22 protein-coding genes and 2 pseudogenes are annotated in these 26,270 nt (G+C 66.3%); 7 read left to right on the top strand and 17 right to left on the bottom strand.

Going from position 1 to position 26,270, the window contains the following annotated elements:
* Window positions 1-34: 34 nt before the first annotated feature.
* The gene (locus LRS09_RS20990) at window positions 35-1,369 is read right to left on the bottom strand and encodes a dihydroorotase (RefSeq protein WP_257808845.1); all 1,335 of its coding nucleotides are present in this window, start codon (window positions 1,367-1,369) and stop codon (window positions 35-37) included.
* A 96-nt stretch (window positions 1,370-1,465) separates the two neighbouring features.
* Here LRS09_RS20990 and LRS09_RS20985 point away from each other — a divergent pair, with 96 nt between their 5' ends.
* Both LRS09_RS20985 and LRS09_RS20980 read left to right on the top strand, forming a co-directional pair.
* A complete protein-coding gene (locus tag LRS09_RS20985) occupies window positions 1,466-2,326 on the top strand; it encodes a folate-binding protein YgfZ (RefSeq protein ID WP_257808844.1) in 861 nt (286 codons plus the stop codon).
* Complete coding sequence (locus LRS09_RS20980) at window positions 2,326-2,928, top strand: HD family hydrolase (protein ID WP_257808843.1); 603 nt, start codon at window positions 2,326-2,328, stop codon at window positions 2,926-2,928. Before LRS09_RS20985 ends, LRS09_RS20980 begins: the two co-directional genes overlap by 1 nt.
* Window positions 2,929-2,931: 3 nt before the next feature.
* Here LRS09_RS20980 and LRS09_RS20975 read toward each other — a convergent pair whose 3' ends face one another.
* The 4 genes from LRS09_RS20975 to LRS09_RS20960 form a co-directional block, all read right to left on the bottom strand.
* Window positions 2,932-4,395, bottom strand: coding sequence for a RimK family protein (locus LRS09_RS20975; protein ID WP_257808842.1), 1,464 nt, complete (start codon window positions 4,393-4,395; stop codon window positions 2,932-2,934).
* Window positions 4,396-5,490, bottom strand: a complete 1,095-nt coding sequence (locus LRS09_RS20970; protein ID WP_257808840.1) for a GNAT family N-acetyltransferase/peptidase C39 family protein — start codon at window positions 5,488-5,490, stop codon at window positions 4,396-4,398. It abuts the gene before it with no gap.
* Between the two features lie 125 nt (window positions 5,491-5,615).
* Entirely contained in the window at window positions 5,616-6,404 is a 789-nt protein-coding gene (locus LRS09_RS20965) for an anti-sigma factor (RefSeq protein WP_257808838.1), read from the bottom strand.
* Window positions 6,401-6,919, bottom strand: coding sequence for an RNA polymerase sigma factor (locus LRS09_RS20960; RefSeq protein WP_257808837.1), 519 nt, complete (start codon window positions 6,917-6,919; stop codon window positions 6,401-6,403). Before LRS09_RS20960 ends, LRS09_RS20965 begins: the two co-directional genes overlap by 4 nt.
* Before the next feature lie 281 nt (window positions 6,920-7,200).
* On the opposite strand from LRS09_RS20960, the gene LRS09_RS20955 reads away from it, so the two are divergent.
* Entirely contained in the window at window positions 7,201-8,400 is a 1,200-nt protein-coding gene (locus tag LRS09_RS20955) for an MFS transporter (protein WP_257810278.1), read from the top strand.
* On the opposite strand, the gene LRS09_RS20950 is transcribed toward LRS09_RS20955, so the two are convergent.
* From LRS09_RS20950 to recO, 3 genes are all read right to left on the bottom strand, one after another.
* A complete protein-coding gene (locus LRS09_RS20950) occupies window positions 8,354-11,119 on the bottom strand; it encodes a DUF2339 domain-containing protein (RefSeq protein ID WP_257808836.1) in 2,766 nt (921 codons plus the stop codon). The two genes, LRS09_RS20955 and LRS09_RS20950, sit on opposite strands and share 47 nt — an antisense overlap.
* A 65-nt stretch (window positions 11,120-11,184) precedes the next feature.
* A complete protein-coding gene (locus LRS09_RS20945) occupies window positions 11,185-11,700 on the bottom strand; it encodes a PaaI family thioesterase (RefSeq protein WP_257808834.1) in 516 nt (171 codons plus the stop codon).
* Window positions 11,697-12,449 carry a DNA repair protein RecO gene (recO, locus tag LRS09_RS20940; RefSeq protein ID WP_257808832.1) on the bottom strand — a complete coding sequence of 251 codons (753 nt, stop codon included), beginning with the start codon at window positions 12,447-12,449 and terminating at the stop codon, window positions 11,697-11,699. The genes LRS09_RS20945 and recO overlap by 4 nt, the downstream gene beginning before the upstream one ends.
* Before the next feature lie 159 nt (window positions 12,450-12,608).
* Between recO and LRS09_RS20935 the strand changes: the two genes are divergently transcribed.
* On the top strand, window positions 12,609-14,705 hold the full coding sequence (locus LRS09_RS20935) for an EAL domain-containing protein (protein ID WP_257808830.1): 2,097 nt from the start codon (window positions 12,609-12,611) through the stop codon (window positions 14,703-14,705).
* A 15-nt stretch (window positions 14,706-14,720) separates the two neighbouring features.
* Here the strand turns inward: LRS09_RS20935 and era are convergent, their stop codons facing one another.
* From era to rpoZ, 7 genes and pseudogenes are all read right to left on the bottom strand, one after another.
* Entirely contained in the window at window positions 14,721-15,650 is a 930-nt protein-coding gene (gene era, locus LRS09_RS20930) for a GTPase Era (protein ID WP_257808829.1), read from the bottom strand.
* Window positions 15,647-16,360 (bottom strand): ribonuclease III, encoded by a 714-nt coding sequence (gene rnc, locus LRS09_RS20925; RefSeq protein ID WP_257808827.1) that lies wholly within the window; start codon window positions 16,358-16,360, stop codon window positions 15,647-15,649. Before rnc ends, era begins: the two co-directional genes overlap by 4 nt.
* Window positions 16,360-17,106, bottom strand: coding sequence for a signal peptidase I (gene lepB, locus LRS09_RS20920; protein WP_257808825.1), 747 nt, complete (start codon window positions 17,104-17,106; stop codon window positions 16,360-16,362). The genes rnc and lepB overlap by 1 nt, the downstream gene beginning before the upstream one ends.
* Before the next feature lie 77 nt (window positions 17,107-17,183).
* A pseudogene (acpS, locus tag LRS09_RS20915) lies at window positions 17,184-17,583 on the bottom strand (holo-ACP synthase).
* A gap of 1 nt (window position 17,584) precedes the next feature.
* Window positions 17,585-18,163, bottom strand: a complete 579-nt coding sequence (gene pyrE, locus LRS09_RS20910) for an orotate phosphoribosyltransferase (RefSeq protein ID WP_257808824.1) — start codon at window positions 18,161-18,163, stop codon at window positions 17,585-17,587.
* Between the two features lie 10 nt (window positions 18,164-18,173).
* Window positions 18,174-20,402, bottom strand: coding sequence for a bifunctional (p)ppGpp synthetase/guanosine-3',5'-bis(diphosphate) 3'-pyrophosphohydrolase (locus LRS09_RS20905; RefSeq protein WP_257808822.1), 2,229 nt, complete (start codon window positions 20,400-20,402; stop codon window positions 18,174-18,176).
* Between the two features lie 109 nt (window positions 20,403-20,511).
* Window positions 20,512-20,916, bottom strand: a complete 405-nt coding sequence (gene rpoZ, locus LRS09_RS20900) for a DNA-directed RNA polymerase subunit omega (RefSeq protein ID WP_257808821.1) — start codon at window positions 20,914-20,916, stop codon at window positions 20,512-20,514.
* Between the two features lie 274 nt (window positions 20,917-21,190).
* Between rpoZ and LRS09_RS20895 the strand changes: the two genes are divergently transcribed.
* Together LRS09_RS20895 and LRS09_RS20890 are read left to right on the top strand one after the other, a co-directional pair.
* Entirely contained in the window at window positions 21,191-21,772 is a 582-nt protein-coding gene (locus LRS09_RS20895) for an NYN domain-containing protein (protein ID WP_257810277.1), read from the top strand.
* 18 nt (window positions 21,773-21,790) lie between these two features.
* The gene (locus LRS09_RS20890; protein ID WP_257808820.1) at window positions 21,791-22,462 is read left to right on the top strand and encodes a uracil-DNA glycosylase; all 672 of its coding nucleotides are present in this window, start codon (window positions 21,791-21,793) and stop codon (window positions 22,460-22,462) included.
* A gap of 5 nt (window positions 22,463-22,467) precedes the next feature.
* On the opposite strand, the pseudogene smpB reads toward LRS09_RS20890, so the two are convergent.
* Both smpB and dapA read right to left on the bottom strand, forming a co-directional pair.
* A pseudogene (gene smpB, locus LRS09_RS20885) lies at window positions 22,468-22,945 on the bottom strand (SsrA-binding protein SmpB).
* A 4-nt stretch (window positions 22,946-22,949) separates the two neighbouring features.
* Complete coding sequence (gene dapA / locus LRS09_RS20880) at window positions 22,950-23,831, bottom strand: 4-hydroxy-tetrahydrodipicolinate synthase (protein ID WP_257810276.1); 882 nt, start codon at window positions 23,829-23,831, stop codon at window positions 22,950-22,952.
* Between the two features lie 210 nt (window positions 23,832-24,041).
* On the opposite strand from dapA, the gene LRS09_RS20875 reads away from it, so the two are divergent.
* The gene (locus tag LRS09_RS20875; RefSeq protein WP_257808819.1) at window positions 24,042-26,204 is read left to right on the top strand and encodes a transglycosylase SLT domain-containing protein; all 2,163 of its coding nucleotides are present in this window, start codon (window positions 24,042-24,044) and stop codon (window positions 26,202-26,204) included.
* Window positions 26,205-26,270: the final 66 nt, after the last annotated feature.

The raw sequence follows: 26,270 nt of genomic DNA, 5'->3' as shown, positions 1-26,270 counted from the left end.
TACTGCCTACTGCCTACTGCCTACTGCCTACTGCCTACTGCCCTACTCCCGCCTCCGCAAACTCCACCGCCCTGCCCCGCCCGGCCGTCACGACGTCGCCGTCCCACATCACGCGCATGCCGCGCACGATGGTGCCGACGGGCCAGCCGGTGACCTCGCGGCCGTGATGCGGGGTCCAGCCGGCTTTCGAGCCCTGCTGTTCGTTGCTGATCGTTTCTCGGCGCTTCATGTCGACGATGGTGAAGTCCGCATCGTAGCCGGCGGCGATGCGGCCCTTGCGCGCCATGCCGAAGATGCGGTTCGGGCCGTGGCTGGAGAGGTCGACGAAGCGCTGCAAGGTCAGGCGGCCGGCATTGACGTGGTCGAGCATCACCGGAACGAGCGTCTGGACGCCCGTCATGCCGGAGGGCGAGTCCGGATAGGGCTTCTTCTTCTCCTCCAGCGTGTGCGGCGCATGGTCGGAGCCGAGCACGTCGACGATGCCGTCCGAGATACCGCGCCAGACGCCGTCGCGGTGGCGAGCCGAGCGCACCGGCGGGTTCATCTGGAGGAGCGTGCCGAGGCGGGCATAATCGTCGGCCGTCAGCGTCAGGTGGTGCGGTGTCGCCTCGCAGGTGGCGACATCCTTATGATGCTCGAGGAACTCGATCTCCTCCGCCGTCGAGATGTGCAGGACATGGATGCGGGCGCGGGCACGGCGGGCGACCGCGACGAGGCGCTGCGTGCACTGCAGGGCCGCGATCTCGTCGCGCCAGACGGGATGGGAGGCCGGGTCGCCGGGAACGCGCTCGCCGAGACGCTCGCGCAGGCGGAACTCGTCCTCGGAGTGGAAGGCGGCGCGGCGGCGGGTGTTCTTCAGGATCGAATAAACGCCGTCGTCGTCCTCGACCAGCAGATCGCCGGTAGACGAGCCCATGAAGACCTTTATGCCGGCGGCACCCGGGAGCCGCTCCAGTTCGGCCACGTCCTTCGCGTTGTCGCGCGTGCCGCCCACCCAGAAGGCGAAGTCGCAATGCATGCGGCCGGTGGCGCGGGCGACCTTGTCGGCAAGTGCTGCCTCGCTGGTCGTCAGCGGCTTGGTGTTGGGCATCTCGAAGACGGCCGTGACGCCGCCAAGCACGGCCGCGCGCGAACCGGTCTCCAGGTCTTCCTTGTGCTCCAGGCCGGGCTCGCGGAAATGCACCTGGCTGTCGACCACGCCCGGCAGGACATGCAGGCCGGTGCAATTGATCGTCTCGCCGGCGCTGGCGCGCGAAAGATCGCCCAGCGCATGGATGCGGCCGGCGGCGATGCCGACGTCGCGCACGCCCTCGCCGTCGTGGTTGACGACCGTGCCGCCCTTGAGGATCAGGTCGAAAGTCGCTGACATGGCGTTTCCCTGGCAGTTGCCCCCGGCCGGCGCCCTTGCCGGAGAGATCGACGCGGCTTACGTAATGGCCCCTGCCAATGCAAGACGGGATTCACGATGCCGAGCGTATCCCTCGCCGACCGCGCGCTGATCCGAGTGTCGGGACCAGACGCCGAACATTTCCTGCAGAACATCGTGACGGCGGACCTGTCGGACCTGCCTGAAGGTGCGATCAAGCCGTGCGCGCTGCTGACGCCGCAGGGCAAGATCCTGTTCGACTTCCTGATCGCGCGTGACGGGGCCGACACCTTCCTGATCGACTGCCGGGCGGATGTCGCGGACGAGCTGTCGCGGCGCCTGATGCTCTACCGGCTGCGGGCGAAGGCGGAGATTTCCAAGCTCGATCAAACGTTTGTCACGATCGAGTGGGGTGGTGATTCAGGCGCTTCAGGAAATGATTCAACGCAAGCCTTCCGCGACCTGCGCTTCGTCGAGCCGATAGTCTGGCGGCGCCATGGCGGTGCGGCGGGCTCGGACGTGCCCGAAGACTGGCACCTGCTGCGGATCGAAAACGGCGTGGCGGAGAGCGGGAGTGACTATCAGCTCTCCGACGTTTTCCCGCACGATGTGCTGCTCGACCAGAACGGCGGTGTCGGCTTCAGGAAGGGCTGCTATGTCGGCCAGGAGGTCGTCTCGCGCATGCAGCATCGCGGCACCGCGCGACGGCGCGTGCTGGTGGCGCATGGCGACGGGCCGCTGCCAGCGCCTGGCACCGAAATCACCGCCAACGGACGGGCGATCGGCACGCTCGGCACCGTCGCGGGCGAGCGGGGACTGGCGATCGTCAGGATCGACAGGGTGAAGGACGCCGTCGACGCAGGCGTGCCGATCCTGGCCGACGAAACGGCGGTGGCGCTTGCGATCCCGCCGCATGCGCGCTTCACCTTCCCGCAGGATGCGGACGCCGGAGCGGACTGATGGCGGATCGTCCCGGCGCTCCTGCGCGTGCCTGGCAACGCATGCTGTCGGGCCGCCGGCTCGACCTGCTCGACCCTTCTCCGCTCGACGTCGAGATCGGTGACGTCGCGCATGGGCTGGCGCGCGTGGCGCGCTGGAACGGCCAGACGCGCGGCGACCACGCCTTTTCGGTCGGCCAGCATTCGCTGGTCGTCGAGGCGATCTTCCATGCGATCCGGCCGGACGCGACGCTTGCGCAGCGGCTCGCCGCCCTGCTGCACGACGCGCCGGAATATGTCATCGGCGACATGATCTCGCCGTTCAAGGCGGTGGTCGGCGGTGGCTACAAGGAGGTAGAGGCGCGGCTGCAGGCGGCGATCCACCTGCGCTTCGGCCTGCCGGCGAAATTGTCCGAGGCGCTGAAGAAGGACATCAAGCGCGCCGACCATGTGGCCGCCTATTTCGAGGCGACGGAGCTGGCCGGCTTCACGACTGCCGAGGCGGCGCAGTATTTCGGCCGGCCACGCTGGATCTCGCCGGAAAAGCTCGACCTCGCGCCGAAGCCTGCGAAGGCGGTGGAGCGCGAGTTCCTGAAGCGCTACCAGGCGCTGGTCAAGGCGTAGCGGCTACCGTCCCGTCCGCTCCAGCCGGTCGAGGAACCACTGGGTGAGCTTCACCCAGACTTCGTCCTTCTCGCCTGAATCCTCGTAGCCGTGGTCGAGGTCGGGATTGTCGTTGACCTCGATGACATAGACGCCGTCTGCAGTCTCCTTCAGGTCTACGCCGTAGAGGCCATCGCCGATGCAGCGGGCGGCCTTGACCGCCGTGTCGATGACGATCTTGGGGGTTTCCTTGAGCGTGAAGGCCTTGACGCCGCCCTGGTCGGGCTTTCCGCCGCGGTCGTGGTTGACGATCTGCCAGTGCTTCTTGGCCATCAGATACTGCACGGCGAAGAGGGGCTCGCCGCCGAGCACGCCGACGCGCCAGTCGAACTGAGTGGGGATGTATTTCTGCGCGATGATCAGGTCGGAATCTTCCAGCCACGCCGTCGCCAGCGCCTTCAGCTCCTCCAGGTTGGAGGCCTTCTTGACCCCGCGCGAAAAAGCGCTGTCGGGGATCTTCAGCACCAGCGGGAAGCCGAGCGCATGGGCGGCGGGTTCCAGGTCGGCGACGCCGGCGATGGTTACCGTCGGAGGCACCGGCACCTTGTTGAAGGTCATCAGCTCGTTCAGGTAGACCTTGTTGGTGCAGCGGATCATCGACAGCGGGTCGTCGATGACCGGCATGCCCTCCTGCTGGGCGCGGCGGGCGAAGCGATAGGTGTGGTTCGAGATCGACGTCGTCTCTCGGATGAACAGCGCGTCGTAATTGGCAAGCTTGGCCAGGTCCTTCCTCGTGATCGGCTCGACCTCCACACCCATCTTCTCGGCGATGCGCGCCCAGTATTTCAGCGACGAGATCGACGACGGGGAAAGCTCCTCCTGCGGGTTGATCAGCGTCGCGAAGGTGTAGCGGGCCGGGGTCCGCTCCTTCGAATCGCGCCATTCGCGGCTGGTGTAGCCCTCAAGGCTTTCGAGGAAAGCCTTCTCTTCCTCGTCGTTCATGCGCGCGAGCGGCAGGAAGCCGATCTTGCGGATCGAGGCCCATTCGCCGCCGTCCTTGATCGACACTTCGAGCGCAGGCGCCCGGAACCAGTCGAACAGCAGCCTTGCGAACGCGTTCCATGCCTTTGAGGGGCCGATGCCAAAGAAGACGGCGACGCGCGAGGGGAACTCGCCGCCGATGTCCTTGCGGCAGCGGTTGAGCGCCACTTCGAGCTCCGGAAGCGCGTGCTCGTAGAGCTTCTTCTCCGACAGGTCGATCATCGTCTCGACCGTCGGGATCACCTTATGCCCACGCGAGCCGGCGAGCAGCGAGGCGTAGTAGCCGCGGCTCTGGTAGCCGACATTGTTGGACAGGTTGATGACCTTCGGCCGCACGCCGCGAAACAGCGAGGGATGGGTGAGGTAGTCGCGCGTGGTGATGATCTTGTGCGGCGTGGCGTAGGGATCGATATCGCTCTGCCGGCCGGTCAGGATAACCCAGGTCATCTATCGCTTTCCGAGAATGACGGCGGCGCGCAGCTTCTTGCCGAACTGGGCCATCCGCATGAAGACGTCGTAGGGGATCGGGATGTTGGCCGCGTCCGCCGTCGTCTCGGCATGCGCGCCCTCGATCCACGGGTCGTGGATGACGATGTGCTCGCCGTCGTCGCCGATCGCGAGCACCCAGTGCGGCACCTTCTTGCCAAACATGACGAACCCGCTGATCAGCACCACGGCCAGCTTTCCCTGCGCGATCGCTTCGCGGATATCGTCCAGCGTGAAGGAGCGCGTTGCGACGGGAATGCCGTAGTCCTCTGCCCGGTTCCTGAAATCGACCTGGGCGAGTTCCATGACGCGCTTCTTCTCGGCGCTGCGCACCGATTGCAGGAACAGCGCGCCGTAGAAGGAGACGATGATCTCGGCCGAGAGGCCGTTCTCGTGCGCGGCGACGGCAAGGCCGAAGGGCTCGCAGCCGCCGGGGCCGGACATCATGAAGACGGTGGTCGCCTCACGCCACAGGCGCACCTCCATGACGGGCGACGGGGTGAAGCCAGGCAGGAAATGCGCCATCGCCATCATCAGGCAGGACGGGCCGCAGGTGAAATCGGCGGTCTGCTCGTAGAACGGTGCGGTGGTGACAAAACCCGCGTCGCCGCGCAGCACCTTCTCGTAGCGCAGCGCGGGCGCATGGTCCTCGTAGTAATCCGGCTCCATGCCGATGCGCCGGTATCCCGCTTTCTCGTAGATGCGGATGGCGCGGGCATTGTCGTCGCGAACTTCGAGGCGCAGGACGAGCCGGTCGTGGTCGAAGGCGATCTTCTCGGCCGCGTCGAGCAGCAGGCGCCCGACGCCCGAACCGCCCTGCTCGGCAGCGACCGCGATGGAATAGAGCCGGGCGACGCCGCTGCCCCGCCGGAACAGGACCATGCAGTAGCCGGCGATCTCGCCGTCGACTTCGGCGACCAGCGTCTCGGCGGTCTCGCGTTCGATCAACTGTCGGAAGGAGCGGCGGGAGATTCGATCGGTCGGGAAAACGGCGTTCTCGATCCGCACGAGCGCGTCGATATCGGAAGCGCGGGCCGGGCGTATCGCGGCGGGCATGCGGAGAGGATGACCTCGTCTGCGAGAAGGTGTTACGCCGATATCAGGCGCTTTGGCGCCTGTCGACGGCTCGCGCTTTCGCGCCGCGATTCAGGCCGAATTGTGACAGTTTCCATTGCCGACCACTAGCCTTTCGCCGCGCCGGGAAGGAGCTGCTTGTACGCGGCCCGCGCCACCGCCTCCATCGTCGCTTCGGGAACGGCGCCGGCGATCGCATAGCCGAAACCGCCGTCCAGCCAATAGAAGGCGCGGGCATCCGCATTCTCGAACAGGCGGAAGCCGGTTTCGTTGGTGCCCGCAGTCTGCGTCACGTACAGCGAGATGCGGTTGCCCGAATAGTCCTGATACATGAACTGCGCCGCGACCTTCTCGCCCGAGGGCAGGAGCCGGCCGCCGACGAGGCTGAAGCCCTCCGGCGCAAGATCCGGCGCGGTGAGCGGGGTTCCGACACGCTTGGAGAGCCAGCCGACGAGATGGTCCTTCTGGTCGGCACCCACCTCGACGACATGCAGCTTCTCGGCAGAGTAGATGCGATGCGCCGTGACCGCCCGCTCGGCGACCGGATCAGCCAGGCCGGCGATCCGCGACGGGCCGCCGAGGACGCCCAGCGCATATCCGCCAGCCGCGGCCGCAACGAAGAGGCCGGCCGCGACCGCCCCACGCCACCAGCTTCGCATGCCGAACAGGTCCGAGCCGTCACCGAGGATCGCCTGCGTCAGCTTGGCAGGCACCGGCTCGTAGGCAACGGAGCCAAGCGCTGTCTGGAGGCGCTGACGGTCGGCGTCGAAGCGGGCGGCCTTGTTCTTCATGTCCGGATTGGCGTCCAGCCAGGCGTCGAAGTCGCGCAGGCGCTCGGCCGGCAGTTCGCCGTCCAGGGCCAGATGGATGTCGCGCTCGGTGAATTCCGCGGTCATCGCTCGACTACCTTTATCGTCCGTCGGCGCGAGGCATCCTCCAGTTCCTTGCGCAGGTCTTCCCTTCCCCTTGCGATTCGCGACATGACCGTGCCGGCGGGGATACCGAGAACGATGGCGGCCTCCGCATAGGTCAGCCCCTCGACGGCCACAAGCACCAGCGCGGACCGGCGGTCCGGCGCGATCGCCTGCAAGGCCTGCAGCACCTCACGCGCCGCGATGCTGTCGAACTGCGCGGGTTCCGTGACCAGGGCCGGACCGGTCGCGGTCTCGTAGCTGACGGTCTCGCCCCGCCGCTTCACCCTGCGTATCTGGTCGACGAAGAGGTTGTGCATGATCGTAAACAGCCATCGCCGCGGGTTTTCGCCGCTCTGCCAGCCGTCGATGCGAGCCAGCGCCTTCTCGATGCAGTCCTGCACCAGATCGTCCGCGAGGTCGCGGTCGCGCATCAGCGCGCGCGCATAGCGGCGCAGGCGCGGCAACTCGGCAAGGATCGCACCCCGTTTCTCGTCCATGTCCTGTCCGGCGCGGCGACCGGCCGATTCCGGCGCGCCGGCGCCATTGATACGCCGGACTGCCCGCGGCACAAGCGTCGCATGAGAGCAGCCTGTTGCATGAACGCCGCAGAGAGCGCCGCTATTCCCGACGCCGCGATCGATCAACGGAATTGAACGATGGGTCTGCGCAACTCATTGGACGCGACCGCCAAGTCCGCTATCGTGCATATACACAATAGACGCCTCCGCAGGAGATTCCCGTGTCCCTTTCCACCGCGCAAGCACGCCCGGCTCCCTCGATGCCGTGGCTCGTCATCATCTGCGGCTGCCTGATCGCCGCGCTGACGTTCGGCCCGCGCTCCGCGATGGGCTTCTTCCAGCTTCCCATGCTGGCGGACAAGGGCTGGGATCGCACGACCTTCGGCCTTGCCATGGCGATCCAAAATCTCGCCTGGGGACTAGGCACGCCGTTCTTCGGCGCGATCGCCGATAAGTTCGGCACCTGGCGGGTGCTGGCGCTGTCGGGCATCCTCTACGCCAGCGGCCTGATCCTGATGGCGGTGGCCGATAGCCCGACCCTGCTGCACATCGGCGGCGGCGTGCTGGTCGGCCTCGGCGTCGCGTCCGGCTCGTTCGGCATCGTGCTGGCGGCCTTCGCGCGCAACGTTGCGCCGGAAAAGCGCAGCCTCGCCTTCGGCATCGGCACGGCGGCGGGATCGGCCGGCATGTTCCTGTTCGCGCCGCTGTCGCAGGGCCTGATCGACGCCTATGGCTGGTTTAACTCGCTGGTGGCGATGAGCGCGATGATGCTGGTCGTCCCGGTGCTCGCCATTCCGCTTCGCGGCAATGCGCAGACCGGTCTCACCAGCAAGGCCGAGATCGACCAGTCGATGGGGGCAGCGCTTAAGGAGGCGTTCGGCCACCAGAGCTATCTGCTGCTCGTCTCCGGCTTCTTCGTCTGCGGCTTCCAGGTCGCCTTCATCACCGCCCACTTTCCGGCCTACATTTCCGACATCGGCATCGAAGCGCGCTATGCGGTGATCTCGCTGGCGCTGATCGGCTTCTTCAACATCATCGGCTCGCTCGCCTCGGGCTTCATCGGCCAGCGCTATTCGAAGCCGATCTTCCTGTCGTTGATCTATCTCGGCCGCTCGATCCTCATCACCTGGTTCCTGCTGGTGCCGCAAACGCCGTTCGTGGTGATCACGTTCGCGGTGCTGATGGGCCTCCTTTGGCTGTCGACCGTGCCGCCGACCAACGGCCTGGTGGCGATCATGTTCGGGACACGCCACCTCGGCCTTCTGGGCGGCATCGTCTTCCTGTCGCACCAGGTCGGCTCGTTCCTGGGCGTCTGGCTCGGCGGCTACCTCTACGACATCTACGGCAGCTACGACATCGTGTGGTGGCTCGGCGTCGCGCTCGGCCTGTTCGCGGCCGCGGTGCACTGGCCGATCAAGGAACGGCCGGTCGATCGCCCGGTGCTGGCGCCGGCGGAGTGATCTCCGCGCTGGCGGCATCGGCGGTTCTCGAACGGACCAGAAGCCGCTGGTAGAACAGGCCGATGCCTATCAGCACCGCGCCGAGGCCGATGAAGGAGAGTGCGCGCAGCACGCCTTCCAGCTCCGACATGTCGAACAGGAACACCTTGCCGACGGCAACCGCGATGACCACCGCCGAGGCGATTCGTAGCACCTGCGAGCGCAGACGCACGCCGACCACCAGCACCAGCACGCCGATGGTGAGCCATAGCGCCGAATAGGCGTAGGTCTCCACCTGATCCATGCCATTGACGAGGCCGAGATATTCGCCGTGGAACAGCCGGCGCAAAGCCAGCGTCGCCCAGGCGAAGATGAGCGTCGCCGAAAGCAGCGCCAGCATGGCGACATACCAGGCAGGCCTGCGGTTCCGCGCGAACGCGGCGACGGCCGCCGCCGCCAGACCCGGCAGCAGGTAGCCGAGCAGGATCAGGTCGATAAAGGGGATTGGCCCGACGGACTCGTTGGTGAAGAGCGGGTTCTGGAAGCCGAAGTGCTGCGCGACGATCAGAAGCACAGAGACCACGCCGGCCGCCATCGAGCCGTATCGGAAGACCGGGCTTGGCGAGCGCAGGTCGAGCGCGATCAGGATGGCGCCGGCACCGAGCGCGATCAGGGTGTAGATCGCCTGTTCGGCAAGGCGCGGCTCCGCGCCGTCGATGATGCCGGCGTTCATGGCATGGCGGACCAGCATGGCGACCGTTAGCAGCGCGAAGAGTGCGGCGGCGGCCTCCACGACGATGCGGGGCGCACCGCCCGTGGTGCGGCCAAGCTGCCAGGCGGCGGCTATGAAGGCGAGCGCCGGCAGGCCGTAGCCGGGCAGGAGCGCGTTGAAGACCGGCATGGTGCCGAGCCGGGACGCGCCGACGATGGTCGGATCAGGCAGGATGCGCGCGATCGTCACCGCCACGGCCGTGACGCAGAGCCAGCCGAGTGCCGGCCATGAACGCAGGCGGGTCGCGAAGGCCGGCGCAAGCGCCAGAAGGCCGCACAGGATGGTGGTGAGAAGCGTGCCGAAGGCGGCGTGGAAGAAGACGACCGCCGCGGCGAACGCACCGGCCAGCGCGAAGGACACCGCCCAGCCGCCGGCAAGCGCCGGCGTCTCGCGCCGCGAGATCATTTCGGCGCCGGCCGCGAGCACGCCGGCAAGCACCAGCATGGCAAAGGCGTAGCGATAGTCGCGATCGATATAGCCGAAGGCGAACCACAGCGCCGCGACGATGGCAACGGGCGCAGCCGCCGCCCAGAGCGACCACGAGGCTGAGCGCAGGGCGTCCCCCGAGGCCGCGCGGAACGCGGTCCAGAGACCGAGGGCGAGGAACAGAAGGGACAGCAGGATGCCGACAAGCATCGCTGTCGACCGCGGCATGGACGGCATACCGCCGTCGAAGATCAGGATGCCGTCGAAGGCGTAGATGGAGAAGTCGGCAGCGAGCGCGACGCGGGCGAAGGCGATGACGGCGACAAGACCGGCGGCGTGCAGGATGGTCACGGCGCGGCTGCGCAGCCATGCCGCCGCGATCATCGCGGCGACGAGGACCGCGCCCCATGGGGCGGAACCGGCGAAGACGAGCTCATCCAACACCAGCAGTGCGCAGGCGGACAGGCCGGTGGACAGGGCCGCGGCGATCGACGGCGTGTCGCGCCAGTTTGTCGGCTCGTCGGTTGGACGACCGCGAAACCACAGGAAGACGAGGGCTGCGAGCACGACGAGCTGGATGAAAAGCACCGGCGCAGGATCAGCCGGCGAGGCCTCCGCCAGATACACCATCGACCAGACGCCCGCGCCCAGGACGCCGGCGGAAGCCAACAGCGACCAGGAACGGATGCGCGCCACCGCGGTGTTCGCGGCGAGCACGATGGCGAGATAGCCGAACAGCGACCAGGGGCTCGGCGCCTGCGATGCGACCAGCATTGGCGTCAGCAGCGAGCCGAGCAGGCCGACGCCGGCCAACGCCTGGCCGTGGACGAGCGCGGCGGCGATCGTGCCGACGCCGATCACGCCGAGGAGAATGAAGGCGGCGGCCGGGCCGATGAAGCCGTAGATGCCATGCGCGGCGTAGACCGTGCCGAACAGGGCGAAGGCGCCAGCGGCAGTGAGAATACCCGGCACATAGGCTCCGGCGGCACCCTGCACAGGCACGCGGAAGCCGGTGCGGCGCACGAATTCGCCGGCGCCAACAAGCACGATACCGAGGAGGGCTGCGAGCGAAAGACGCACGCGCGGCCCGAAGATGCCGGCCTCGATCGAGTAGCGGATCAGGAAGACGGCGCCGAAGGCGAGCGCAAGGCCGCCGACCCAGACCGCCCAGCGGGTGCCGAGCGCGGTCTCGATGTCGGGCTTGGCCGGCTTCGACGCCTCGGCGGACGCCGCGGGTTCGGGAGGCGTTTCGGCAGCCTCGCGCGCCGCCCGCGCCCAGGGACCGGCAGCCTCCTCGGCGTCTTCGTCGGCGGGCCGGTCGTCGACACGCGCGGCGATGGGTTCATCGTCGTCCTGCTCGGCGAGCTCCGGCGCATAGGCGGCCATCTCCGACGGCAGCGCATCGGCCGCATGTCCCTGCTGGCGGGCGACCGCACGCAGCTTGCCGACCTCCGCCTCCAGCGCGCCGACGCGCGAATAGAGCCGGAACACGAAGTAGATCAGTGCAACGATCGCGATCGTGCCTATGAAGCCGTCGAACATGGCGGTCCTCCCGTTTGGCCGGCGGAGCATAGAGGCGGGGTATCAGGACTGTGTTGCCCGGAGGCTCAACCTGCAAGATTGGCGACAGGAAAGATCGTGCAGGTCTCGGTTCCGAAGGCGAGCAGCTTGCCGTCCTTGTCCTTCAGCGTCGCCTCCGACACGGCGATCGTGCGGCCCTTGCTCACCACCCTGCCCTCGCATACGACCTCGCCCGTGCGGCTGGTGATTGGCCGGGTGAGGTTCACCTTGAATTCCACCGTCGTATACGCCTCGCCCCTGGCGAGCAGCGTCTGGACCGCGCACGCCAGCGCGGAATCCATAATCGTGCCGGTCCAGCCACCATGGACGGAGCCGAGCGGATTGAGATGGCGCTCGCCCGGCAGGCCGCGGAAGACCGCCCTGCCCTCGGAAACCTCGGTCAGGCCGAAATTCAGCCGCTCGCCGATCGGCGGGGCGGGATAATGGCCGTCGATGAGACGCTGCAGCAGTTCGATGCCCGAATAGAGTCCGACATCCTCGCGCGGGATCGTGCCGATCCCCCTCTGCGCGACATAGCCGGGGAAAAGCTCGACTGCGGTCATTCGGCTGCTGCTCCTGCATTGCTCGGAAAAGCGCGGCGCACTGCGGCAATGAAACTCGCCCGCGCCTCGGGCTGGCCGATGCCGCGCGGCTCGTAGACGTGTCGCTCGAAGAAATAGCCTGTCAGGCGGAAGGCCTGCTCGAAGGCGGAGGCATCCGCCCGCATGCCGGAGCGGCGGTCGAGGAAGGCCGGCAGGGGCAGCATCGCGTCGCGCCAGGGCTCGCCCGCCGCGCGCGACACGGCACGGCCGGACTTGGGCGACACATAGACGAGATCATCGCGTGTTCCCGTCGCCGCACATTCTGAAAGGTCGAGTCCAAAGCCAAGCTCATCGAGGACCAGAAGCTCGAAGCGGACCGCGAGCTCGCCGGCCGAGGCGGCATCGTCGAGATGGGAAAGCACAAGGCCGAGGGTCTCGTAGAGCGCCGGATGCGGATCGCGCTCGGGCAGCAGACGCAGATGCGCGGCCAGCATCTGCAGGCCGAACACGGCGGTCGCGGCGTCGAACAGGCGCGCGGCGTTGAGCTCGATCGGCTCGGCCTGGAAGGTGCCAAGATGCTCGTCGAGACGTGCGCGCCAGATGAGATCGACCCGGTTGCCGGGCTGCAGCATCGGCTGCATCTTGCGCGAACGGCCGCCGCGCACGAGGCCGAGATGGCGGCCATGCGCGCGCGTCATCGCCTCGACGATGGCGCTTGTCTCGCCATGACGTCGCACACCGATTATGATTCCCTCGTCACGCCACTCCATCCACCGAGTCTGGCCGGATGGGCGGACGAAAGCAAGGCGCGGGCGCTGACCGGTGACACTGCGCGGGCGTTGCATGAAGGTCGGCAGCGCATGTCTTCGATTAAGGTATTGTTCTTGAGATTGTGATCTTTTCGGCATTGGCAGTTACCGGGTGAAGGAATGGCGAAAAAGGCCAGCAGCCGCCGTGACGAAGCATTCTGGGAACTCGCGCTCGACCGGGCGAAGCTCGGCGTGTGGGACTGGAACCTCAAGACCGATGAGTGCTTCTACTCGCCGACCTGGGAGCGGATGCTCGGCTACGAGCCGGGAGAACTGCCTCCGGTCAGCGATCTTTGGCTGAGACTGACCCATCCCGACGACAAGGATCGCGCCCTCGCGAGCGGTGAGAAGCATCTTGCCGGCCTGACCGAGATCATCGAGACCGAGCTCAGGCTGCGGCACAAGTCGGGCAAGTGGATCTGGGTACTCGACCGCGGCGGAGTGGTGGAGCGGGACAAGAACGGCAAGCCGACGCGCGTGGTCGGCGTGCAGACCGACATTACACGGCAGAAGGCGGCCGAGCAGGCGCTGGAACAGCTCAATGCGCGCCTGCGCCTTGCACTCGAGGCGAGCGGCACCGGCATCTGGCACCATGATATCGACGGCAAGCGCAGCTTCTGGGACGAGCGCACGCGCGGGATATTCGGCGTGACGAGCGATCGCGACGAAGTGCCGAGCGATTTCTGGTTCGGCTTCCTGCATCCCGACGACAAGGCGGCCGCCGAAGAGGCGCATCAGGTTCCGGTTGGCTCCACGCATGTGGTCACCAGCCGCTACCGCATCATCCGCCGCGACGGCGAGGTGCGCTACGTCGAGTCGCTGATCCGCTATATTCCGGAACCGAATTCCTCCGGTTACCTGCTGGGCACTGTCAGGGATGTGACCGACGAACATAAGCGCGAGCAGGAGCTGGCCTATGCCGCCAGGCACGATCCCCTCACCGGCCTGCTCAACCGAACGGCCTTCGATGACGCGCTGACGCAACTGCGCGACGAAGGCGGAAAATTCCCGCTTGCGGTGTTCTACATCGATCTCGATTACTTCAAGGCGTTGAACGACTTCGCAGGACATGCGGCCGGCGACGTGGCATTGCGGCGGATAGCAGACGATATACGCGCCGTCCTGCCGCCCGGCGCATACGCGGCGCGCCTCGGCGGCGACGAATTCGCACTGGTGGTGCCGGCCTGCGACGTGGCGCCCGCCGAGAAGCTTGCCGACGACATCCTGGCCGCGATCCGCGATGCCGACCTCGGCCCAAGCTCTGGCGCGCGACGGCTGGCAGCCAGCATCGGCATCGCCTTCATCGCCGACGCCACGGTCACCGTGTCGGACGCGCTCGCCTCGGCCGACGACGCCTGCTACGCCGCCAAGGCAACGGGGAGGAACCGCCATGCGCTGTTCTCCGCGCAGGGGAGCGCGGCGACCGTGGGCCTCAACGCGGCGCGGATGGCCTCGGACACGATGGATGCGCTGGAGAGCGACCGAATCGCGCTGTTCGGGCAGCAAATCCACCCGATCGGCCATTCCTGGGAGGCCTGCGGCCATGTCGAGGTGCTGGTGCGACTGATCGCCAAGGACGGGCGGCTGATCCCGCCGGGCGAGTTCATTCCCGCAGCGGAGCGCTTCGGCGTCGCGGCAAAGCTCGACCGCTGGATCTTCCGGACGACGCTGATGCGCTACGGCACGGCCGCGGCCCGCAGCGGCATCACGCTCGCCTTCAACCTGTCGGCGCAGACACTCAGCGATCCGCTGCTGTGGGAGTTTGTCGACACCGTCATGGTCGAAACGGGCACCTCGCCCCACAGCATCATGTTCGAGATCACCGAAACCGCCGCCGTTACGAATTTCGAGGCGGCGGAGCAGTTCATCCTCAATGCGCGGCAGCGCAAGTGCCGCGTCAGCCTCGACGATTTCGGGGCCGGCATGAGCTCTTTCGAATATCTGCGCCGCTTCCCGATCGATGCCATCAAGATCAACGGCTCCTTCGTGGAGCATATGACGGAGAGCCGCTACGACCGCGAGATCGTCTCGGCGATCATCGGCATCGCGCGCAGCCTCGGCTATTCGGTCGTGGCAGAGAAGATCGAGAAGCAGGAGACGCTGGAAATGCCGGCCGAGATGGGCGTCGATTACGGCCAGGGCTTCCTGCTGCACAGGCCGGAACCGATCGGCGACCTCATCGAGCGCTGCGCGCCGCCGGTCACGAAAGCGGTGTGATCGCCGGAGCGGGCGCTATCCGGGAAACTCCAGGCCCATCTCGCGGTAGCGCTCGGGGTCGTCGCCCCAGTTCTCGCGCACCTTCACGAACAGGAAGAGATGCACCTTCTGTTCGAGGATCTCGGCGATCTCCTTGCGCGCGGACTGACCGATCGCCTTGATGGTCTGGCCCTTCTCGCCGAGCACGATCTTTTTCTGGCTGTCGCGCTCGACGAAGATCACCTGCTCGATGCGCACGGACCCGTCGGGCTTCTCCTCCCACTTCTCGGTTTCCACCGTGGAGGAGTAAGGCAACTCCTGATGCAGTCGCAGATACAGCTTCTCCCGAGTGATCTCGGCGGCGAGCTGGCGCATCGGCAGGTCGGAGATCTGGTCCTCGGGAAAATACCACGGCCCCGCGGGCAGCGCCTCGGCGAGCCAGTCGAGGAGGTCGCGGCAGCCAGAGCCGGTGAGCGCCGAGACCATGAAGGTACGCTCAAAGGTGGCACGCTCGTTGCACTCGGCCGTGAGCGCCAGCAGCGTCTCGCGCTTGACGCGGTCCACCTTGTTGAGGATCAGCGCCTTCGGCTGCCTCACGTCGGCAACCCGTTCGAGGATCGCGGCCGCATCGCCCTTGAGGCCGCGTTCGGCGTCGATGAGGACGAGCACGATGTCGGCATCCTTCGCCCCGCCCCAGGCAGTCGTGACCATGGCGGTGTCCAGCCTGCGCCGCGGCTTGAAGATGCCCGGCGTATCGACGAAGACGATCTGCGCCGCGCCATGGATCGCGATGCCGCGCACGATCGCTCGTGTCGTCTGCACCTTGTGCGTGACGATCGACACCTTGGTGCCGACGAGCTGGTTCACCAGCGTCGACTTGCCGGCATTCGGCGCGCCGATGAGGGCGACGAAGCCCGAACGGGTCGCGGGCGCGCCTTTGGCCGCACTGTCCTTCACATCGCTCACGACACTGTCTCCTTCGCCGCGCCGATGCCCTCGCGCGCCAGGAATGCCTCGGCGGCGGCGCGTTCCGCCGCCTGCTTGGAGCGGCCGGTCGCCCTCGCCCCGGAATAGCCCGGCAGCTCGACCACGACCGTGAACACCGGCGCGTGGTCGGGGCCTTCGCGTTTCTCGACCGAATAGGCGGGTCGGGCGCCGGACTGCTGGGCGGCCCATTCCTGCAGCTCGGTCTTGGCGTCGCGCGGCAGCGTCTCGATCGCGCGCGAACGCTTCTCCCAGTAGCGAAGGATGAAGGCGCGGGCCGCATTGATGCCGCCGTCGAGATAGATCGCGGCGATCAGGGCCTCGGTGGCGTCGGCCAGAACGTTCTTCGCCTTGGCGCCGACACCGGCGCGCACGGCGGAGTCAGCCCTGATGATCGTCTCAAGCCCAATCTCGAGTGCAACATCGGCGCAGGTCTCGGCGCGCACGAGCGCGTTGAGCCTGACCGCAAGCTCGCCCTCCCTGGCGTCGGGGAACGAGGAGAACAGCATGTCCGAGACGACGAGCGCGAGAACGCGGTCGCCGAGGAATTCGAGGCGCTCGTTGTTCGTGGCTCCACCCGTGCTCGAATGGGTGAGCGCGGTCTGGAGCAAGCCGAGATTTCCAAAGGCGTGGCCGGTCCGTTCGCAGACGATCCGCGCCAGATCTTCTCCCGTCGGCCGCTTCAGCGCCATCAGTGCACGGAGTTGAACAGGCGGCCCGGACGCAGGTCGGTCGGCCACTTCCAGATCTCGAGCGGGCTCGAGCCGTCGGAGATCGAGAAGAAGATGATGTTGGCGCGACCGACGAGATTTTCCGCCGGCACGAAGCCGAAGACGCGGCTGTCGGCCGAGTTGTCGCGGTTGTCGCCCATCATGAAATAATGGCCCGCCGGGACCGTGAACTCGCGCGTGTTGTCGCTGATGCCGTTCGGCGTCAGGTCGAGCGTGTCGTAGGAGACACCGTTCGGCAGCGTCTCGCGATAGACGTCGACCGGCCGGTTCTCCTCTGTGATGTCGGGATTGTTGATCTCGCCGGTCTTCACGCGCTGCACCGGCGTGCCATTGATGTTGAGCACGCCTTCGATCATCCGGATGCGGTCGCCAGGCAGGCCGATGACACGCTTGATGTAGTCGAGCGAGGGATTGGGCGGATATTTGAACACGGCCACGTCGCCGCGCTCGGGATCGGAGCCGAAGATGCGGCCGGAGAAGAGGTTCGGCGAGAACGGCAGCGAGTGGCGCGAATAGCCGTAGGCCCACTTGGTCACGAACAGGTAGTCGCCTTCGAGCAGCGTGGGGCGCATCGAGCCGGATGGAATCGAAAAGGGCTGGAACAGGAAAGTGCGGATGACGAGCGCGAGGATCAGCGCCTGGACAATGACGCTGACGGTTTCGCCAAGCCCGCCGGACTTCTTGCCTGTCTTCTCTGCCACGCTCATCGCTTCCTCGTTTCCGGTCACGTCTTTAGCCACTTGCCTCGCGTGGGGCAACGCAAATGCGGCGAAACTCCGGTCGCTCAGGCCGCCGGCAAGGCTTCGATGATCACGAACGCCTGAGCGAGCGGGAAGTCGTCGGTAATCGTCAGGTGGATCACGGCGCGGTGTCCGGGCGGCGTCATCGCCTCCAGCCGCTTCGCCGCGCCGTTGGTCAGATGCATGGTCGGCTTGCCTCCGGGCAGGTTGACCACCCCCATGTCGCGCCAGAAGACGCCGCGCGAAAGACCGGTGCCGAGCGCCTTTGAACAGGCCTCCTTGGCGGCGAAGCGCTTGGCGTGAGGCCGCGCGCTCCTTGCGGCGATCCGATTTCGCCTGCTCGATCTCGGTAAAGATGCGCTGCGTGAAGCGCTCGCCGAAGCGGTCGAGCGATTTCTGCACGCGGCGGATGTCGATCAGGTCGCTGCCGAGGCCGATGATCATGTCAGAGATTCCGGCTGCCGGGCTTCACTGCCGGGATCGCGGCAAGCTCGGGCGGCAGGCGGTCTGCCGGATAGGCCGGCACTTCATACTGCGCCAGCGAGACGAGCGGCACGCCGACATTCGTCTTGCCGGCCGAGCGGTCGACGATGCAGGCGGCGGCGAGCACCTCGGCGCCGATCTCCCGCAGACAGGTGATCGTCTCGCGGATCGACAGGCCGGTGGTGACGATGTCCTCCACGATCACCACGCGTGCCCCTTTCTCGATCTCGAAGCGGCGCAGGCGAAACTCGCCGCCCTCGCGCTCGACCCAGATCGCCGGGACGCCGAGATGGCGCGACGTCTCGTAGGCGGGAATGATGCCGCCGACGGCGGGGCCGACGACATAGTCGATCGTGCCGGGCACCTCCCGGCGGATCTTCTCCGCCAGCGCCTTGCACAGGACCGCCGTCTTGTCGGCATGCATGAAAACGCGCGCCTTCTGCAGGAAGACCGGGCTGCGCAGGCCCGACGTCAGGATGAAGTGCCCTTCGAGCACCGCTCCCGTGTCGCGAAAAATCTGGATGACCTCGTCCGTCGTCATGAGCCCCTCTCTATCCATTCACGCGCTTGGCCAGCCTGACCGCCTCATTCGCCTTGAGCTGCGAGATCAGCCGGTTCAGGTGCTTCAGGTCCCACACCTCAAGGTCGACGACCATCTCGGTGAAATCGGGCGCCGGCCGCACCATGGACAGCGTATGGATGTTGGCGTCGTTCGCCGCAATGATCTGCGCAATCTCGGCGAGCGATCCGGGCGCGTTCAGCGCCGTCACGCTGATGCGGGCCGGGAAGCGCTCCTTCTTGTCCTCGGAAATGTCCCAGCGAACGTCGATCCAGCGTTCCGGCTGGTCATCGAAGGCGGTGAGCGAGGGCGACTGGATCGGATAGATGGTGATGCCTGTGCCGGGCTGGAGGATGCCGACGATGCGGTCACCGGGCACCGCCCCTTCCGGCGCGAAACGCACCGGCAGGTCGCCGCGCACGCCGCGGATCGGCAGCGCCGCGCGGCTGTCGCCCTTGGCGTCCGTCTTGCGGGACGACAGCCCCGGCACCTGGAACAGCATGCCCGCCGCATTGCGCAGCTTGGACCAGCCCTCTTCCTTCACCTTCGGAGCCGGCGCCGACTTGATCTCCTTGATGTCGGGATTGACCGCCCGCATCACGTCGATCGAAGACAGCTCTCCCCGCCCGACGGCGGCCAGCACGTCCTCGACGTCCTTACGGGCGAGGCGCGGCAGGACCTGCTTCAACTCGGCCTTGGAGAAGGTGCGACCCGAGCGCTCGAAGGCGCGTTCGAGGATGCGGGTGCCGAGGCCCGAATACTGCTTGCGGATGGCGGTGCGGGTGGCGCGGCGGATCGCCGAGCGTGCCTTGCCGGTGACGACGACGGCTTCCCAGGCCGCGGGCGGGACCTGCGACTTCGAGCGGATGATCTCGACCTCGTCGCCGTTCTGAAGCTCGGTCATCAGGGGCATGACCCGGCCGTTGACCTTGGCGCCGACACAGGTGTCGCCGACGTCGGTGTGCACCGCATAGGCGAAGTCGATCGGCGTCGCACCGCGCGGCAAAGCGATCAGCATACCCTTGGGCGTGAAGCAGAAGACCTGGTCCTGGAACAGTTCGAGCTTGGTGTTCTCCAGGAAGTCCTCGGGATTGTCGCCGTCGGCGAGCGACTCGATGGTGCGGCGCAGCCACGCATAGGCGTTGGTCTCGCTCGACACCTTGTAGGCGGCGCCATTCGGCTTCTTCGGACCGTCCTTGTAGATGGAGTGCGCGGCCACGCCATATTCGGCGACGCGGTCCATCTCCTGGGTCCTGATCTGCAGCTCGACGCGCTGGCGCGACGGGCCCACGATCGTGGTATGCAGCGAGCGGTAGTCGTTCTGCTTCGGGATCGAGATGTAGTCCTTGAAGCGGCCCGGCACCATCTGCCAGGTCGTGTGGATGGCGCCGAGCGCGCGATAACAGTCGTCGACCGTCTCGACGATGACGCGGAAGCCGATGATGTCGGACAGCTGTTCGAAGGAGAGCGCCTTGGCCTCCATCTTGCGGAAGACCGACCACGGCTTCTTCTGGCGGCTTTTCACAGAGGCCTTGAGGCCGGTCGTAGCGAACATGTCAGACAGGGCCTTCTCGATGCCCTGGATCACGCCGCGGCTCTTGTCCATGAAGGCCGCGAGCCGCGCCGTCACGGTGCGGTAGGCCTCCGGATTGACATAGCGGAAGGCGAGCTCCTCCAGCTCCTCGCGCATGTCCTGCATGCCCATGCGGCCGGCAAGCGGGGCATAAATCTCCATCGTCTCTTCGGCGATGCGCAGCCGCTTCGCCTCGGGCACGTGATGGAGGGTGCGCATGTTGTGCAGCCGGTCGGCCAGCTTGACGAGCAGAACGCGCACGTCCTCCGAGATGGCGATGAGGAGCTTGCGCAGGTTCTCCGCCTGCTCGGCGCGCTTGGAGACGAGGTCGAGGCGCTTGAGCTTTGTCAGGCCCTCGACCAGCTTGCCGATGTCGGGTCCGAACAGTTCGTCGATCTCGGCGCGCGTTGCGGTCGTGTCCTCGATCGTGTCATGCAGGAGCGCGACCGCGATGGTCGACTCGTCCAGATGCATGTCCGTCAGGATCGCGGCGACTTCGAGCGGATGCGAGAAATAGGGGTCTCCCGATGCCCGGCGCTGATGGCCATGCTTCTGCATCGCATAGACATAGGCCTTGTTGAGCAGCGCCTCGTTCACGTCGGGCTTGTAGCGCTGGACGCGCTCGACAAGCTCGTATTGACGCATCATCGGATATGACCAAACCTAAAAAATGAAACATGCGCCGCACGTTCGCGCGGCGCATGGATTAAATAGCTGCGATTGTGGCGGCACGGAAGCGCCGCGGGCCGGAAGCGGCTCAGAAGTCGTCGTTTTTCTCCGGCGCAACCAGCCCCTCGATACCGGCGAGCAGTTCTTCTTCGCTCATCCGGTCGAAGGCGACCTGGTCGTCACCGTCTTCCTCGACGCTGACCACTTCGCCGGCAGCGCCCTGACGGTCAACCAGCTCGGCGGCGTCCGCCTCCGGCTCGTCCACTTCGACATGCTTCTGCAGCGAGTGGATCAGGTCTTCCTTGAGATCGTCCGGGGACAGCGTCTCGTCTGCGATTTCGCGCAGCGCGACCACGGGGTTCTTGTCGTTATCGCGATCGACCGTGATCGGGGCGCCCTGGCTGATCTGGCGGGCGCGGTGGCCGGCGAGCAGAACGAGTTCGAAACGGTTCTCGACCTTGTCGATGCAGTCTTCAACTGTGACGCGGGCCATCGATGCCCCTTTCCTGCTTGAATGTCGGGAATATTGGCGCGCTGCATATCGCCTTCAAGCCTAAATTACAAGCTTGAGGCATCGCGGCCCGGGCGGCATGCCAGCGGAGCGTCGGCCGCGGCACAAGATCACATACGGTCACATTTTGTTGCCGAGGCACAGCCTGCCCTTGATTAGCCCAATCACAGCGCTAAGTGAGTTGCAGGTGGGATTGGGAACTATTTACTGTTGCCCGATTTGGATTGTCTGCACGTCGTTTTTGGGATGTTTTAACATGTTTGATTCCCGGGAGAAGATTGCGCTCTTCATCGACGGAGCTAATCTATATGCAACCTCGCGGTCCCTTGGATTCGATATAGACTACCGCAAGCTTCTTGTATACTTTCAGAAGAAAGGATACCTTCTTCGTGCAAATTATTATACAGCGATCATAGAAGATCAGGAATATTCTTCCATACGTCCACTGATCGATTGGCTCGACTATAACGGATACAAGGTCGTTACGAAGCCGGCCAAGGAATTCACGGATGCGAGCGGCCGGCGCAAGATCAAGGGCAACATGGACATCGAGCTCGCGATCGACGCGCTGGAGCTCACCGAATTCGTCGACCACTATGTGATCTTTTCAGGCGACGGCGATTTCCGCTCACTGGTCGAGGCGTTGCAACGGCGGGGCCGCAAGGTGACGGTGATCTCGACCATGTCCTCGCAGCCGCCGATGATCGCCGACGACCTGCGCCGGCAGGCCGATCATTTCGTCGACCTGATGACGTTGCGCGCCGATGTCGGACGAGAACTCGCGGAACGCCCGCCGCGGCGCATCGAACCTCAGGAACCGGCTGACGACGATCTCTGATCCGGGCATGATCGCCGGATGATCGATGCGATTCTCCGCGGTGCTGCGGAACCTCCCCACGACTGTCCGCTGTGCCCTCGCCTGCACGATTTCGTCGCCGAATGGCGGGCGAAGGAGCCAGGCTGGTTCAACGGACCCGTGCCGACCTTCCTGCCCGCGTCCGACGACGCCTCGGTGAGGCTGCTCATCATCGGGCTGGCGCCCGGGCTGCGCGGCGCGAACCGCACCGGCCGGCCCTTCACCGGGGATTATGCGGGCGACCTGCTCTACCGGACGCTGAAAAGCTTCGGCTTTGCGCGCGGCGAGTTTCTGGCACGACCCGACGACAGCCTGGAACTGATCGACACAGCGATCACCAACGCGGTGCGCTGCGTGCCGCCGGCCAACAAGCCGGAGAGCAGCGAAATCAACACCTGCCGGGGGTTTCTTTCAGCGACGGTCGGGCGTTTTCCGAACCTGCGCGCTATCGTGACGCTGGGGGCCATCGCACACCAGTCGACGATACGTGCGCTGGGCGGCCGCGTCGCGGCACATCCGTTCAAACACGGCGCGGCGACCGAGATCGGCGGCGTCAGCGTGTTCTCGAGCTATCACTGCTCGCGCTACAACACGAACACCGGCGTGCTGACCGAAGAGATGTTCGTCGGCGTGTTCGCGAATGTGGCGCGTTTTCTTGGTCGAAACGTCTAGACGGACTACCCCCGCTCCTTGAGCAGGCGTCCCTTCTCACGGTTCCAGTCGCGTTCCTTTTCCGTCTGGCGCTTGTCGTGCAGCTTCTTGCCGCGCGCCACCGCCAGCAGCAGCTTGGCGCGGCCGCGGTCGTTGAAATAGATCTTCAGCGGCACGAGCGTCATGCCTTCGCGCTCGACCGCCTGGGCGAGGCGCGCACGTTCGCGCTTGCTGGTGAGCAGCTTGCGGCGCCGGCGCGGCTCGTGGTTGAAGCGGTTGGCCTGCAGGTATTCCGGCAGGTAGGAGTTGATCAGCCACAGCTCCCCGCCCTCGACGGAGGCGTAGGACTCCTGGATGTTCGCCTGCCCCTGGCGCAGCGATTTCACCTCGGTGCCCGGACAGAACCAGTCCCGTCTCAAGCGTGTCCAGCACCTCGTAGGAGAACCGCGCCTTGCGGTTCTCTGCCACGGTCCTGTTGTTGGGGTCGTCACGTCCTGTGGCCATGCTGCTAATTCAGGAGACCGACGCTTCTCATCGCCGCGTCGATCTTCTCCGCTGTCGAGGGTTCCACGGTGACGAGCGGCGAGCGCACGACGTTGGCGACGCGGCCGAGCTTCGACAGCGCGTATTTTGAGCCCGTCACGCCGGCCTCGATAAAAATCGTCTTGTGCAGCGGCATCAACTGGTCCTGCAGCTCCAGCGCGCGCTCCCAGTCGTTGGCGAGCGTCGCGGCCTGGAACTCGGCGCACAGCCGCGGCACGACATTGGACGTGACCGAAATGCAGCCGACGCCGCCATGGGCGTTGAAGCCGAGAGCGGACGCATCCTCGCCCGAGAGCTGGATGAAGTCCTTGCCGCAGGTGATGCGCTGCTCGGAGACGCGCTCGACCCTGCCGGTCGCGTCCTTGACGCCGACGATGTTCTTGAAATCGTTGCGCAGCCTGCCCATCGTCTCAGGCGTCATGTCGATGACCGAGCGCGGCGGGATGTTGTAGATGAAGATCGGCAGCTTTGTCGCCCGCGCGACAGCGGCGAAATGCTCGTAGAGCCCGCGCTGGGTCGGCTTGTTGTAGTAAGGCGTGACGACCAGGACGGCATCGGCGCCGGACTTTTCGGCCTCGGTGGCGAGGCTGATGGCTTCGGCCGTGTTGTTGGAGCCGGCGCCGGCCATGACCGGAACCCTGCCCTTCGCCGCCTTGATGCAGGCGCGAACGACCGAATGATGCTCTTCATGCGTGAGCGTCGGCGACTCGCCGGTCGTGCCGACCGGGACGAGGCCGTTGGTGCCCTCCGCGATCTGCCAGTCCACGAAGTCGGCAAACGCTTTCTCGTCGACCCCGCCATCGGCGCGGAACGGCGTGACGAGCGCGGTGAACGACCCCTGGAACATGATCAGCATTTCTCCTGATGCGCGGTTACATGCGCGAAAGCGCGGCAACATAGTCTTGCCACGCGGATGCGGCAAGCAGGCCCCGTGCTCTACTCGATGATGCGGCCCGACGCCATAACCATTCATTCACCAAGTCTTCACGCTCGGACGGCTACCCTTGCCAGTGTCCCCTGCAGGGTTTGTCCGGAGTGCTGAAGAGGGATCGCCGGCATGAACGCCAGTCTCTTCCCATATCGGCTTGCCCTCGGCAGCGCCCTGGTCGCGCTCGCGGCTGGCGGCTGGGTGCTTTATCCGAACGCCCTGACCTCTACGGCCGGGGCGCGGCCGCCCGTGACCGCGGGGATGGACAGACCCAATACGGATCCGGACGGCAGCCGCCTCAAGCGATCCGGCCCTGCCGCCCCCATCGTTCCGGTGCTGCCGACGCTTCCGGCGCTGACCACTCCCCCGCCCACCGCCAAGTCGGCGCAGCCGCAGAAGGCCGTGCGGCCGGCAGGCGACATCGCGCTCCTGAAGCTCGGGCTTGCCGCCCTCGATGCCGGCGACGTGACCGGCGCGGTCGCCGCGCGCAACGCGCTTCGCTTCGGCTCGCTCGACCACGACATCCTGACCTGGGCGACCGCGATCTCAAACCAGCCGGCTGTGCCGAGCGGTGAGATCGAGACAGCGATCCGGATGCTTTCCGGCTGGCCCGGGATCAACGACCTGAAGCGGAACACGGAACGGGCCCTGCTGCGGGAGAATGCTGATCCGCGAACCGTCCTCGCGGCATTCGCAGGGGCCGCGCCCGAGACTGTGGAGGGTGCACGGATCCTCGCGCGGGCGCAGGCGGCGCTCGGCGATGCGGCGGCGGCCCGCACGACGCTTGCCGGGTTCTGGCGCGCGCAGAAGCTGGAATCGGCGACGGAAGCCGCCGTGCTGAAGGAATTCTCCCAGGTCCTGTCCAAGGCGGATCACCACGCGCGCATGGAGTTCATGCTTTACAACGACCGGACGACCTCGGCCATGCGCGTGGCGGGCCTTGCGGGTGCCGAGAAGTTGGCCGCCGCCTGGATGGCGGTGATCAAGGGCGACCGCAACGCGCGCAAACTGCTGGACGATGTGCCGAAGGAAGAACGCAGTGCCGGCTATTTCTTCGCCAGCGCCAAGCAGTTGCGCCGCGCCGGGAAATATACCGAGGCCGCCGCCGAGATGCTGAAGGCACCGACCGCGAAGGAAGCGCTCGCCGATCCGGACGCATGGTGGGTGGAGCGGCGCGTGCTCGTGCGCGAACTGATGGACCTCGGCGATTTTCGCACCGCCTATAAGCTCGCCGCCGCGCATGCAGCCGAATCTCCAGCGATGGCGGCGGACGCGGAGTTTCATGCAGGCTGGATCGCGCTGAGGATGCTGAAAGACGCGAAGACGGCGGCCGGTCATTTCGAGAAGATCGCCGGGATCGCGGCGGGGCCAATCTCCTCCTCCCGCGCCCATTACTGGCTCGGCCGGGCGATCGACGCCGGGGCGCCGGGCGACGCCAGATCGAACTATGAGAAGGCGGCGGAACACGGCACTGCCTTCTACGGCCAGCTCGCGGCGCAGAAGCTCGGCAGGAAGACCATTCCTATCGACATGCCCGCTGCAACGGACGCCGAACGCACGGCCTTCGAGAGCCGCGACGCGGTGACGGCGATCCGCCGGATCGAGGAAGCCGGCTACGCCGCCGACGCCGACACGCTCTACCGGGAACTGGCGGGTGAGCTCGACAGCCCCGGCGAACTCGCCTTGCTGGCGAGCATGGCCGAGGCGCGCGGCGACCATTATCTCGCGCTGCGGGTCGGCAAGATCGCGGCCTCGCGCGGCATGGCGATCGGCTCGCTGGCGCATCCGACCGGCGCGATCCCCGAGACCGCGAACATTTCGGGCGCAGGCAAGGCGCTCGCCTATGCGATCGCCCGACAGGAAAGCGAGTTCAAGGTCGGCGCAGTGTCCGGCGCAGGCGCGCAAGGGCTGCTGCAACTGCTGCCGGACACCGCGAAGGAGATGGCACGGAAGGCCGGCATGCCGTTCTCCAAGGTGCTGCTGACCACCGATCCCGGCTACAACGCGACGCTCGGCTCGGAATTCCTGTCCGAGCAGCTCGGCCGCTTTTCCGGCTCCTATGTGCTGACGTTCGCCGGCTACAATGCCGGCCCGCGGCGCGCGCAGGACTGGGTAAAACGCTACGGCGACCCGCGCGGCAGGCCGGTCGAGGAGGTCGTCGACTGGATCGAGCGGATCCCGTTCACCGAGACGCGCCACTATGTGCAGCGCGTGATGGAGAACTATCAGGTCTACAAGATGCGGCTGACCGGCAAGTTCGACATCGCAGCCGACCTCGTCGAAGGGCGCTGAGCCGAGCGATCCCGAGTGGCTTTGCCACCCGGGCGTTCCCCTGTATGGCTTTGAACAAGGCATCGG

Source organism: Mesorhizobium sp. J428 (assembly GCF_024699925.1).
GTDB lineage: Bacteria > Pseudomonadota > Alphaproteobacteria > Rhizobiales > Rhizobiaceae > Mesorhizobium_A.
The sequence above is the reverse complement of the archived record's forward strand: the minus strand, read 5'-3'. Positions and strand labels throughout refer to the sequence as shown.